We start from the raw sequence: 12,555 nt of genomic DNA on the forward strand, positions 1-12,555 counted from the left end.
TAATCAATAAAATTAAATTTAAATTGATATGTTTAAAGAAATAAATTGAAGTTAATCTAAATAAATCAAATTCAATCAATAAAACTAAAATCTCAATAAAACAAATTTAATCAACAAAGCTAAATTTAACCAACAATCTATCTAATTTATCAAATAAATAATTATAATTTTAATAAAAAGATTTAAATGGTAGCTGTTTTTGAGATTGATGGGAGATTAAATTAACTCTTGATTTTAAATAATAAATTTATAAAAATTGAGATATTTTTATATTATTTTTTTAGTCAATGACAACACTCAGTCCATTTAATTTTATATAGTCTAAATTAAAAATATCTAAATAAAGTGTAGAATAAATAATAAAAATAGCAATATTTTTGTTATTGTAGTTAAATTCTTTTTTAAATTTTGATATATAAAAAAGATTTGACCTTAATAAGTTGCAAAATAAATCAACAATGAAATTTATCTCTAGAATTTCTTAGATCTTTTTATAAATTTAGAATTTATAAAATTTCCAACTTTATATTATAAACTCATATTTAAATTTTACTGAATATAAAATTTTATCTAGTTAAAATCATTTAATCACTTATTAGCAGGTAAAATTTTACAAATATCTTAATTAAAATAGCAAGGCTTAAGCCTTACTATTTAATAAACTAAAACATAAACAATTTGTGAGCCGTGAACTCCCATAACTGTTTGAAGCTCTATATCAGATGTCCTTGATGGACCACATATAAATAAGATATTTGTAGGTAATTTTTCAGCTTCTTTTTTTATTCTTTTTAAAGCCTCACTCATACTTTCTAAAATATTTTCTTTTTTTAAAAGAACTATGCAAAGTTTTGAAGTTAAGCTTAAAATTCGTGGCTGATCTTTGCTAGAAGTTACACAAAAGTTTCCGTGAGAACTCACTCCAAATCTTGCATTTATAATAGATACATCATAAGCAAATAAATGTTCTTTAAATGTCTCTATTTGCTCACAAAATTTAAATTTATTTTTTATTCTTATATTATCAATTTCAATTGGTAAGCCATTTGGATAGATTAAATTCGAAGCCTCTTCTTTTTCTATGATTTTATTTATTTCATCTACTAAATTACTCTTTTTAGTATCTATCACGATAGCCTTATTTTCAATAGCTCTTGTTATATATTCTTCTACTAAATTATTGGCGTTGTGTTTGATATGATTAACTGGATCAACTCTTTGTATTTCTAAATTTTTTATTTTTGCATTATCTAAATTTGATAAGATTTTTTCTTTGCTATTCATATATCACTCCTTCTTCGTTTTTTATGGCTTTATGTAGATCAAAATCAAAATCCCATAAATCTTTATAAGTGAGCCAATTTTTTATTACAGGTATGTTTTTACCAAATTTTTGTATTACTGAGTTAAATATAGCTCCGCTTTTTGCTGCCATTCTAAATTTAAAACCACTAGTTGCAGCATTACCAAAACCTTTCATCGCTAATGCCTCCATTGTATTTTTATGCATATTTTCAAACCCAAATGGAGGATTTTCACCATCTCCTGCTTTATCTCTTCTTAATTTTCTAATTAACTCAGCTAATGGAATCTTTACAGGACAAACTTCGCTACATCTGCCACAAAGTGAGCAAAGCGTTAAATTCTCAGCGTACCTATCCATACCAAATAGGTTTGGGCTTATAACTTCACCAATTGGTCCTGGATAAACAGCCCTATATCCGTGTCCGCCGATTTTATCATAAACAGGGCAAAAATTCATACACGCCCCACATCTAATACAACGAAGAGCTTCGTAATAATCCTCATGACCCAACATATCGCTTCTATGATTATCAAGCATTATTATATGACACTCTTTAGGACCATCTAATTCGCCATCTTTTCTAGGTCCTGTTATTATATTATTATAGTTTGTTATAAATTGTCCTGTTGCCGAAGGAACAAGTAAAGTATCGCAAGTAACGGCATCTTCAAAGGTTTCTACTATTTTTTCTATACCACAAATATTAACCGTAATATCTGCTACAGTAGTGCACATCCTGCCATTTCCTTCATTTTCTAGCATCCAAATAGCACCTTCTTTACTTATCGCCCAATTAACACCACCAAGTCCTAATTGCAAGACTTTAAACTCTTCTCTTAAAAAATCTCTTGCTATTTTATTTAACTTTTCTGGCTCACTTTCTAATGGTGCATTTAATTTTTCGTGAAAAATTTCACCAATTTCATATCGATTTTTATGAATTGCAGGCACAACAATATGTACAGGGTGTTCGCCTAAGAGTTGGATTATAACCTCTCCTAAATCTGTCTCGGTAGCTATTAAGCCTTTTTCTTCAAGGTAGTGATTTAAATTTATTTCCTCACTAGCCATTGACTTGCCTTTTAAAATTTTATTTATTTTCTTTTCTATCATAAGGTTATAAATTATCTCACAGGCGTCTTTATCGGAGCTTGCCCAATGAACTATAAATCCATTTTTTGTTGCATTTTCTTCAAATTCTAAAAGCCTTTCTTTTAGTGTTGAAAGGGCTCTATTTTTAACTAATTTACCTTTATCTCTAAGACCTTGCCAGTCATTAAATCTTTTTTCTATTAAATTTGCACGATTGTTTTGTAATGTATGCATAGCTGATGTTAAATTTTCACGCATTTGAGCATCATTTAATCTCTCATCAATCACAGCTTCTTTATTTGCCATTATACTCATATTGCTTCTCCTTTAATTCTTTTAGCCAAAAAATCATAAAGATGGATAACTTTTACATCAACATTGTTTCTTTTGATAGTTCCATCAATATTCATCATACAACCGCCATCACCAATTATTATATATTTACAGCCAGTTTCTTTTATATGCTTGATTTTTTCCATTGCCATTGCATTTGATACAGCTGGTTCTTTTACGGCAAAAGTTCCACCAAACCCACAACACTCCTCTTCATAAGGTAAATTTATCAACTCAACATTTTTTAATTTTTTAATTAAATTTTTAGAAGAATTTATGCTTTTTGCAACTCTTAAAGCATGGCAATTGCTATGCCATGTAACTTTTACGTTTTCTCCTAAATCATCAATATCTAAATTTTCATCCAAAAACTGGCTAAGCTCAAAAACTCTTTTACTAAATTTTTTGATTTTTTCGTAATTTCTATCGTTTTCAAACATCTCTAAATAATCATGCATCATCATTCCAGCACATGATCCACTAGGAACTAATATAGGATAATCTTTATCAAAAAGATCCACATTATAAAGAGCTACTTTTTTACTCTCATTAAAATATCCAGAGTTGTAGCTTGGTTGTCCACAACAAGTTTGATCTTTTTTAAAAACAACTTCATATCCAGCTTTTTTTAAAAGCCAGACAGCATTCATAATGGTTCTACCCATTAAAGCAGAGCCAAGACAAGTAGAATATAAATAAACTTTTTTCATATTTTCTCCTTAATTGCCAACAAGTGGCGGTATTATAAAACTAAATACATTTACAGTTAGCCATGATATTATGCTAACAACAATAATTAAAAATAACGAAACCTTAAAAGTATATTTTAAAACCTCTCCTTCTTTTCCAATAATCCCAACAGCAGCACAAACTACAGCCAAACTTTGAGGGCTTATTGCTTTTCCTATTGTACCACCAACTGTATTGGCTCCCAAAAATACAATATCATTGATTCCAATCTGAGAAGCAGTTACTTGTTGGAGTGTTCCAAAAAGTAAATTTGAGCTAGTAACAGAACCCGTTATAAAAACTCCTATATAGCCAATTATTGGTGAAAAGAATGTAAAAGCATCTTTTGTTTGCGATAGAAATAACCCCATTGTAGCAGCTTGAGCACTATTTTTTGCAATCATTGCATAAGCTACAATAAAAGCTATTGTTAAGATTGAAATATACATCTCTTTTGTTGTTTCGATAAAAGTTTTAAAAGCTACATCTGTTTTAACTTTTAAGACAAACACAGATAGTATTGCAGCTACAAAAATTGCAGTTCCAGTTGCGGCTAAAATATCCCATTTGTAAGTAATTTCCATAGGTATATTTTCTTTTACAATCGGAGCAGTTTGGATAATTAAATTATGAATAAAAGGTAATTCAAATTTCAGAGTCGCAAATGATAAGAAATTTTTAAATGGAGATAGCCATACAACAATAAGCAAAGTTAGTAGTAAAAACGGCATCCACGCCATAAGAATTTCTTTTGGGCTTAATTTTATATCTTTTGATTCAATTATTGTTTTGGTATTTTTGATTGTATAAAATTTCAAAAAGATTATAGCGCAAATTATAGAGATAATTGCAGCTATAATATCAGGAAGTTCTGCTCCTAAAATATTACTTGTAAAAAATTGACCCAAAAAGTATGAAATCCCAATAACTAAAATCACCCAAAACGTATCTTTAATGCCTTTAAAACCATCCATTAAATAAACAAGTAGAAATGGAATAAAAATTGTAGTTGGTGGCATCATTCTACTTGACATTGCTGCCAAAAGATCAGATCCAATTCCAGAAGTTGCTGAAAGTGAAGTCAGGGTTATCCCTACAGCTCCAAAACCAGATGAAGCTATGTTTGCTATTAAGGCAAGACCTGCTGCACTAATTGGTTTTATTCCAAGTCCCATAATCAAAGCTGCTGTTATTGCAACAGGTCCGCCAAAGCCAATAGCTCCTTCTAAAAATGAACCAAAACAATATGTTATCAAAACAACTTGCACTCTATAATCAGGCGTAATAGAAACAATGCTTTGTTTTAAAATTTCAAAATACCCCGATTTAACTGATAATTTATATAAAAATATTGCAGCAATTATTATCCATCCAATAGGCCAAAGTGCTGTTAAAAAACCTTGTATAAAACTCATAAATACCATCATAAAGGGCATTTTATAAACAAAAAAAGCAATAATAGCACTAGATGAGACCGTTAAAAATGCAGCCACTATACCTTTTAATTTTAATACCATCAATGATATTAAAAAAATAAAAATTGGCAAAGCAGCAATTAATGCACTTAGCCAAAGACTAGAAAGCGGATTATAGTTTTGAATAAATTCACTCATTAAATTTCCTAAATAAAAATTTTAAAAGTTGCTATTATATTGAATTTTTATAAAAATTTTCAATAACAAAAAAATTACTTTTAAAATTTAATTTTAAATTTAGGCTTTTTAAAAGCCTAAATTTTATGGAATGATCCAAGGTGTAACATAAGCGATAAACGATGTCCAAAGCCCGATAAAAATTACAAATAAAATTGAATATTTAACTGTAAATTTCATCAAATCACTCTCTTTGCCAACTAAACCAACAGCAGCACAAGCTATAGCTACACTTTGAGGGCTTATCATCTTGCCAACAACACCGCCAACTGAATTTGCAGCCAAGAAGAGTGTATCTTTTAAGCCAAGTTGATGAGCAGTTGCTTGTTGGAGAGTTCCAAAAAGTAAATTCGAACTTGTATCAGATCCAGTTAAAAATACTCCAATCCATCCAATTATAGGTGAAAAGAATGTAAATGCTTTACCTGTATGAGCTAGAGCTGTAGCTAAAGTAGCCGATAAACCGCTAAAATTTGCGATGTAAGCAAATGATAAAACTAATCCTATTGTAAGGATAGGAAATTTCATTTCGTTGATTGTTTCTTTAAAAGTGTTTGCAATTATATTTGTTTTTGTTTTTGCAATAAAAGCTGAAATCAAAGCAGTGAAGAAAATGGCTGTTCCAATTGCTGATATTACGTCAAATTTAAATACAGCACCCATAGCAGTTGGCTCACTAACAATAGGAGCAACTTTATTTACTAAGTTATGTAAAAACGGAATTTCAAATTTAAAAGTAGCAAAATTTAAAGCACCTTTAAGTGATGTCCATAAAATTATCATTATAATTAAAATTAAAAATGGCGACCATGCAAACATAACTTCACCAATAGAGTATGATTTATCGCTTTTTTCTTGTTTTTCGCCATCAAATGTAAATATATTTTTTGGTTGCCAAAATTTTAAAAACAGAGTCGTAGCAGCCAAAGATACAACTGCTGAAGTGATATCAGGAAGTTCAGGTCCAACATAAACCGCTGTTATAAACTGAGTTATAGCAAAACTTAAAGATGCAACTAAAATAGCTGGAAAAGTCTCTTTAACGCCTTTAAATCCATCCATTAAAAACATTATAAAAAATGGAACAAAAATAGTTAAAGGTGGAAGCATATATCCTGTCATTGCTGAAATTTCTTTTGCATCAACGCCAACAGCACCCGCCATTGCAATAATAGGAATTCCAACTGCACCAAAAGCAACAGGAGCAGTATTTGCTATCATACAAAGTCCTGCTGCATAAAGTGGTCTAAGTCCAAGTCCAGCCAAAAGAGCAGCAGTTATTGCAACAGGCCCTCCAAATCCAATCGCACCTTCTAAAAATGCACCAAAACAAAACCCAATCAAAATCACTTGAATTCTTTGATCTGGAGTAATTGTTAAAACACTTTGCTTAATTATTTCAAATTGTCCCGATTTAATAGATAGCTTATATAAAAATATAGCTGCAATTATAATCCAAGCTATTGGCCAAAGACCATACATAAAACCATAAACTATAGACACTACCGCCATAGTAACAGGCATTTTATACATAAAAATAGCAATTAAAAAAGCTAAACAAACGGTTATAATAGCAGCGATATGTCCTTTTAGTTTTAGAAAAACTAAACAAGCCAAAAAGCAAATTAATGGAAGCGATGCAATAGCAGCACTAAGCCAGATATTTCCTAGTGGGTCATAAATTTGATTCCACATCAATTTCTCCTTAAGATAAATTTTTGTTTCCAAATTATAAAATAAAAATATAAAATTTAAAGAATTAAAAATTAATTAATATTATTTTTTTATGCAAATTTAATTTTATGTGTAAAAATGTAATATTTATATTTAATAAATTTTTATTTTTTAATACTTTTTATTTAAAATTTTAAAAATTTTACTAATTAAATTTTTTAAATATATTTTTATAGATTTTTGAATAAAATTAAAGTATAAAATTTTGATAATCAAAGGAGGTATGGATGAAAAAAGATTTTAAATCATTTGCAAAAGAGGCAAGAAAATTTTTAGATGGTAGAGTTTTTGATGATTATTTAAGATGTTTTGCTTACGGAGTAGAAGCAAGTTGTTACAATTATACGCCAAAAGTTGTAGTTTTCCCAAAAGATGAAAATGATATTATAAAATTAATAAATTTAGCTAATAAATTTAATACTCCACTTTGTTTTAGAGCAGCTGGAAGCTCTCTTTCAGGACAATCAAGCTGTGAAGATGTGCTTGTTGTAGCAAATGAGCATTTTCAAAAAATAGATATCGATGAAAACGCAAACAAAATAAAGCTAGGTTGTGGAGTTGTAGGAAGTAGGGCAAATGAGGTTTTGAGCAAATTTAGTAAAAAAATAGGCCTCCGATCCTGCAACGATTACAACTGCTTTAATGGGTGGAATTATTAACAATAACTCAAGTGGAATGTGCTGCGGGGTAGCGCAAAATAGCTATCAAACGATCTCTTCAATTAGAGTGATTTTAAATAATGGATTAATTGTAGATACAAGCGATGATTTTAGTGTTGCAAATTTTATTAGAAAATGCCCTGAAATGGCTGAGGGACTTTTAAACATAAAAGATGAGATTAACGCTGATGAGGAGTTAAAAAACTTAATTATTAAAAAGTATAAGATTAAAAATACAACAGGATATGGCTTAAATAGTTTTGTAGATTTTAGTGATATTAAAGATATTTTAAATCATATTTTTATAGGAAGCGAGGGAACTTTAGGCTTTGTAAGTGAAATAGTTTTAAACTCAGTTATTGATAAAAAATATAAAGCTTGCGGGCTTGTGGTATTTGAAAATTTTGATAAAGCATCCGAGTTTGTGGTAGAACTAGCAAAAATGAAAGATATCGTTGCAAGTGCTGAAATGATGGATTACGCCTGTTTAAAAAGTGTTAGAGGAATTGAGGGAATACCTGAGTTTGTAAATGATGTAACTAAAGGTAACACCTGTATTTTATTTCAAACTGAAAGTATGGATGAAAAAAGCCTAAATTCTCAGCTTGATATTATAAAAGAAAAAATTAGCAAATATGAGATGGCTTTTGAGCCACTATATTCATTTGATAGTGCTGTTTATGATAAATGGTGGAAGATAAGAAAAGGAATTTTACCAATCGCTGCTTCAAAAAGACGTTCAAAAACTTCAGTTATAGTTGAGGATTTATGTTTTGAGACTGATAAATTTTGCGAAGGTGCAGATTTCATATCTAAACTTTTTGAGAAATATGATTTTAAAGATGGAATTATATTTGGACACGCTTTAGATGGAAATTTACACTTTGTAATCACTCCAAATTTAAGCGATAAAAAAGAGTTTTTAAATTTTAAAAATTTAGTTGAAGAGATGGGGCAAAAAGTAGCTTCAATGGGCGGATCTATCAAAGCCGAACACGGAACTGGTAGAATGGTTGCGCCTTTTGTTGAAGTAGAGTGGGGTAAAAAAGCTTATGAAATTAACAAAAAAATTAAGAAAATTTTTGATCCAAAAGGGATATTTAACCCTGATGTAATTATAAGTGAAGATAAAGAAATTCACACAAAAAATATGAAATATATGAATGAAGTTGATGAGTTTGTAAATTTTTGTATGGAGTGTGGATTTTGTGAAAAAGTTTGTCCTAGCAAGTTTTTAACTCTTACTCCACGCCAAAGAATAGCTGTTTTTAGAGAAATTTCAAGGCTTAATGAGATAGGTGAGACTAAAAAAGCAGCTAAACTTTTAAAAGAGTATGAGTATTTAGGCGATGAAACCTGTGCGGCTTGCTCTATGTGTAAAATCAATTGTCCTTTAGAGATAGATACTGCCAAAATTGCACTAAAATTAAGAAATCAAAACTCAAATAAAAGCTTAAAAATAGCAAATTTAATCTATAAAAATATGGATAAAACTATAAAAGGAGCTAAATTTGGACTAGACGCTGCAAATTTATCATATAAAATTTTTGGAGCAAAAAAATATCTCAAATTTAACTAAAAAATTAAATAAATTCACTCCAATTCCATATATAAATGAATTTTTACCACAAAAAAATGACTTTAAATTTAAAAGCCAAAATGAATTTGATAAAAGCGTTATTTACTTTACAACCTGTATAAATAGAGGTTTTAAGCCATCTATAAACTCACAAAATCAAAAGCCAATCCAAGAAGTAGTTGAGAGAATTTTAAATAAAGCTAAAATAAATGTAATTTATCCTGATGATTTAGATGGGCTTTGTTGTGGAAAATCTTTTATGGATTATGATGAAATTAGAGCAAAAAATAAAGAAATTTTAAAAGAAAATTTACTAAAAGTAAGTAAAAACGGTGAAATTCCAATAATAGCCGATCATAGTGCTTGCTCTGTTTATTTGATAGAGAAGTTAAAAGATATAAAAGAGCTTAAAATTTATGATTTATGTGAGTATTTGCTTGAAATTGCACCAAATTTAGAACTTAATAGACTTGATGAGGATATTTTGATTCATAAAATGTGTACTATGAAAAAAGTAGGAAAAGGCGAAGTTATAAAAGACTTAGCAAAAATTTGTACAAATAAAAATATATTTGAAAGCGGGGTTGAGTGTTGTGGATTTGCTGGAAATAAAGGCTTTTTTACACCTGAATTAAACATTAGTGCTACAAAAAATATGAAATTTATAAATCCAAATTTAACAAAAGCTTATAGCACTTCATCAACTTGTGAAATAGGGCTAAGCAAAGCTAGCAATAGACAATTTTTACACATTGCTTATTTAATTGATATAAATTCTAAGCTTTTAAAAGCTTAGAATTATTAAATTTATGTTAAAATATTTTAATTTTGTGGAGGTTTAATTTGCTTTTTGTTGATAATATTTTTATTTTTATATTTTTACCATTTGTATTTTTTATCTACTTTTTACTAAATTATTTTAAATTTAGAGATTTTTCAAAAGCTTTTTTAATAATTGCATCTTTAGTTTTTTATGGATATTTTAAATTTTCTTATGTTTTTATTTTAGTTTTTTCTATTTTATTTAATTATTTTATGGGAAATTTATTATTAAGTCATAATTTTAAAAATTTAAAAAACAAAAAACTATTTTTAGCTTTTGGAATTACTATAAATATCTTACTTTTGGTGTATTTTAAATATGCTGACTTTTTTATTTTTAATATAAATTCTATTTTTAAATTTGATATAGAGTATTTAAATTTAATGCTACCATTGGCTCTTTCTTTTGTTGCATTTCAGCAAATTGCATTTTTATGCGATGCTTACGAGAGAGAGAGAGAGAGAGAGAGAGAGAGAGAGAGAGAGAGTAAAGGGCGGCTTAATTTTTTAGATTACTCTTTATTTATTACATTTTTTCCACAACTCATTGCTGGTCCTATAGTTCATCATAAAGAGATGATGCCTCAATTTTCTAAAGTAAAAAATAAATTTATAAACTTTAAAAATATAGCCTTAGGGCTTTTTATTTTTGCAATTGGATTTTTTAAAAAAGTAGGAATTGCCGATACGCTTTCATTTTATGTTGCACAAGGTTTTGATAATAGTCATAATTTATTCTTTTTTGAAAGTTGGGCTTTATCCTTAGCATATACTTTTCAGCTTTATTTTGATTTTAGCGGATATTGTGATATGGCAATTGCACTTTTTATTTAATATTAAGCTTCCATTAAATTTTAACTCTCCATATAAAGCTTTAAATATTAGAGATTTTTGGAGAAGATGGCATATAACCTTAGGTAGATTTTTAACAAAATACCTTTATTTTCCACTTGGTGGAAGTAGGGCAGGGAAATTTAAAACTTACCTGAATTTAATGATAGTTTTTTTAATCAGCGGGCTTTGGCATGGTGCTGGTTGGACATTTATATTTTGGGGATTTTTACATGGATTAGCTATGGTGATTCATAGAATTTGGGTAAATCTTGGCTTTAGGATGAATAAAACTCTAGCTTGGCTAATTACATTCATTTTTGTAAATTTTACTTGGGTATTTTTTAGGGCTGAAAGCTTTAGTGATGCTTTAAATATCATAAAAGCGATGTTTGGATTAAATGGTATAAAAGCCCCGCATCCTAAATTTGACACTATTTTTTCAAATTTTATACATCCTGCTTCAAGTGGATTTATTTTTAGCTATAAACTATATTTGTGGGTAATTTTAAGTTTTATTTTGGTAGTTGGTTTTAAAAATTCTATTGAAATTTCATATTTTAAAAGAAATAGCTATTTTTATGCTATTTTTTGTGGATTAATTTTTGGTTTTGGAGTTTTACTAAATTTAACTTCAACTTATTCTGAGTTTATATATTTTAATTTTTAGGTTTTATGATGAGAAAAAAGTTACAAATTTTTTTATTTTTTGCTTTTGCAATTTTATTTTTATCGCTAATTTTTGGGACGCTTTATTATCATGACTTTTTAAAAATTTGGCATATTCCAAAGCATGGTAAATATTATTTACAAAGCGATATGAGAACTCAAGCTGCTGGAATTATAAATAATTATGAGTTTGATAGTGTTATTTTAGGAAGTTCTATGCTTGAAAATACTTCAGCTAAAGAAGCTTCAAATATTTTAGGTGGAAAGTTTTTTAATATATCAATTTCTGGAAGTGATTTGGCTGATAAAGAGGTTTTGTTAAATTATTTACTCAAAAAAAAGAGTATAAAAAAAGTTATTATCTCTCTTGATTATGACAATAGAATAAATTTTTTGCACTCAGAAACGCCAGATAGAAGTAGATATGAGTTTTTATATGATAATAATAATTTTAATGACATAAAAGCTTATTTAAATTTTAAATATTTAAAATGTATTTTTACACCTAAAAAATGCGTTGGAAAAAGTAGAAATTTTGATATGCCAAATGAGACAACAAGTGAGTTTAATTATAAATTTAATGGAGTTAAAAACTGGTTTAAAAAAATAGATGATAGTGATATTAGAAGATTTAATCAAATCATTGAAAAAGCAAATTTTATAAAAAACAATCAAACTTCTAAAACAATGATAGATGATTTTAATAAAAGTAAAGAAAATTTAGATAAATATTTAATTAGTTACGCAAAAAATTATAAAGATACTGAATTTATTGTGATAGTTCCTGCTTATTCTGTAATACAAAGTTCAATTTATTTAAAATATAGAGATAAAAATTTTAATAATTTAGAAAAATCTTTAAAATATCTAATTAAAAATTCTAAAAACTTAAAAAATCTTAAAATTTATGCTTTTTCTAATATGGATTTTATAAAAAATTTAAATCTTTATAGGGATTATGGACATTACCACAGCATCATAAACTCAAAAATGCTTCATTTAATAAGTGATGACATAGGGCTTTTGAATGAAGAAAATTTTGATGACTATTGGGCCAAATTTAAGCAAATTGCAAATGATTTTAACATTATAGAATTTGGAAATAAAATAGAAAAATATTTAAATGAAAATAGATAAAATTTTATCTTA

Annotated in this window: 8 protein-coding genes and 1 pseudogene; 4 read left to right on the forward strand and 5 right to left on the reverse strand. The window is 27.9% G+C overall.

Features of this window, described 5'->3' with window-relative positions; all coding sequences use genetic code 11:
• Positions 1-654: 654 nt before the first annotated feature.
• The 5 genes from F1B92_RS05235 to F1B92_RS05255 all read right to left on the reverse strand — a co-directional run bounded on the left by F1B92_RS05235 (position 655) and on the right by F1B92_RS05255 (position 6,810).
• A complete protein-coding gene (locus F1B92_RS05235; protein ID WP_154570822.1) occupies positions 655-1,284 on the reverse strand; it encodes a LutC/YkgG family protein in 630 nt (209 codons plus the stop codon).
• Positions 1,277-2,713, reverse strand: a complete 1,437-nt coding sequence (locus F1B92_RS05240; protein ID WP_154570823.1) for a LutB/LldF family L-lactate oxidation iron-sulfur protein — start codon at positions 2,711-2,713, stop codon at positions 1,277-1,279. The genes F1B92_RS05235 and F1B92_RS05240 overlap by 8 nt, the downstream gene beginning before the upstream one ends.
• On the reverse strand, positions 2,710-3,441 hold the full coding sequence (locus F1B92_RS05245; protein WP_154570824.1) for a (Fe-S)-binding protein: 732 nt from the start codon (positions 3,439-3,441) through the stop codon (positions 2,710-2,712). Before F1B92_RS05245 ends, F1B92_RS05240 begins: the two co-directional genes overlap by 4 nt.
• Before the next feature lie 9 nt (positions 3,442-3,450).
• Positions 3,451-5,073 carry an L-lactate permease gene (locus F1B92_RS05250; RefSeq protein WP_154570825.1) on the reverse strand — a complete coding sequence of 541 codons (1,623 nt, stop codon included), beginning with the start codon at positions 5,071-5,073 and terminating at the stop codon, positions 3,451-3,453.
• Between the two features lie 123 nt (positions 5,074-5,196).
• Positions 5,197-6,810 carry a lactate permease LctP family transporter gene (locus F1B92_RS05255; RefSeq protein ID WP_154570826.1) on the reverse strand — a complete coding sequence of 538 codons (1,614 nt, stop codon included), beginning with the start codon at positions 6,808-6,810 and terminating at the stop codon, positions 5,197-5,199.
• A gap of 263 nt (positions 6,811-7,073) precedes the next feature.
• Between F1B92_RS05255 and F1B92_RS05260 the strand changes: the two are divergent.
• From F1B92_RS05260 to F1B92_RS05270, 4 genes and pseudogenes are all read left to right on the forward strand, one after another.
• Positions 7,074-9,880, forward strand: a pseudogene (locus F1B92_RS05260) (FAD-binding and (Fe-S)-binding domain-containing protein).
• 47 nt (positions 9,881-9,927) lie between these two features.
• A complete protein-coding gene (locus F1B92_RS09360; RefSeq protein ID WP_268233924.1) occupies positions 9,928-10,740 on the forward strand; it encodes an MBOAT family O-acyltransferase in 813 nt (270 codons plus the stop codon).
• Positions 10,712-11,407, forward strand: coding sequence for an MBOAT family O-acyltransferase (locus F1B92_RS09365; protein ID WP_326833102.1), 696 nt, complete (start codon positions 10,712-10,714; stop codon positions 11,405-11,407). Before F1B92_RS09360 ends, F1B92_RS09365 begins: the two co-directional genes overlap by 29 nt.
• Positions 11,408-11,415: 8 nt before the next feature.
• Entirely contained in the window at positions 11,416-12,543 is a 1,128-nt protein-coding gene (locus F1B92_RS05270; protein ID WP_154570827.1) for a hypothetical protein, read from the forward strand.
• Positions 12,544-12,555: the final 12 nt, after the last annotated feature.

This window comes from Campylobacter portucalensis (genome assembly GCF_009690845.1).
GTDB classification, from domain to species: Bacteria; Campylobacterota; Campylobacteria; order Campylobacterales; family Campylobacteraceae; genus Campylobacter_B; species Campylobacter_B portucalensis.

Bases quoted from the DNA above. Each gene is read 5' to 3' on its own strand.
- F1B92_RS05235 (WP_154570822.1), bottom strand. From the start codon at position 1,284: ATGAATAGCAAAGAAAAAATCTTATCAAATTTAGATAATGCAAAAATA.
- F1B92_RS05240 (WP_154570823.1), bottom strand. From the start codon at position 2,713: ATGAGTATAATGGCAAATAAAGAAGCTGTGATTGATGAGAGATTAAAT.
- F1B92_RS05245 (WP_154570824.1), bottom strand. From the start codon at position 3,441: ATGAAAAAAGTTTATTTATATTCTACTTGTCTTGGCTCTGCTTTAATG.
- F1B92_RS05250 (WP_154570825.1), bottom strand. From the start codon at position 5,073: ATGAGTGAATTTATTCAAAACTATAATCCGCTTTCTAGTCTTTGGCTA.
- F1B92_RS05270 (WP_154570827.1), top strand. From the start codon at position 11,416: ATGAGAAAAAAGTTACAAATTTTTTTATTTTTTGCTTTTGCAATTTTA.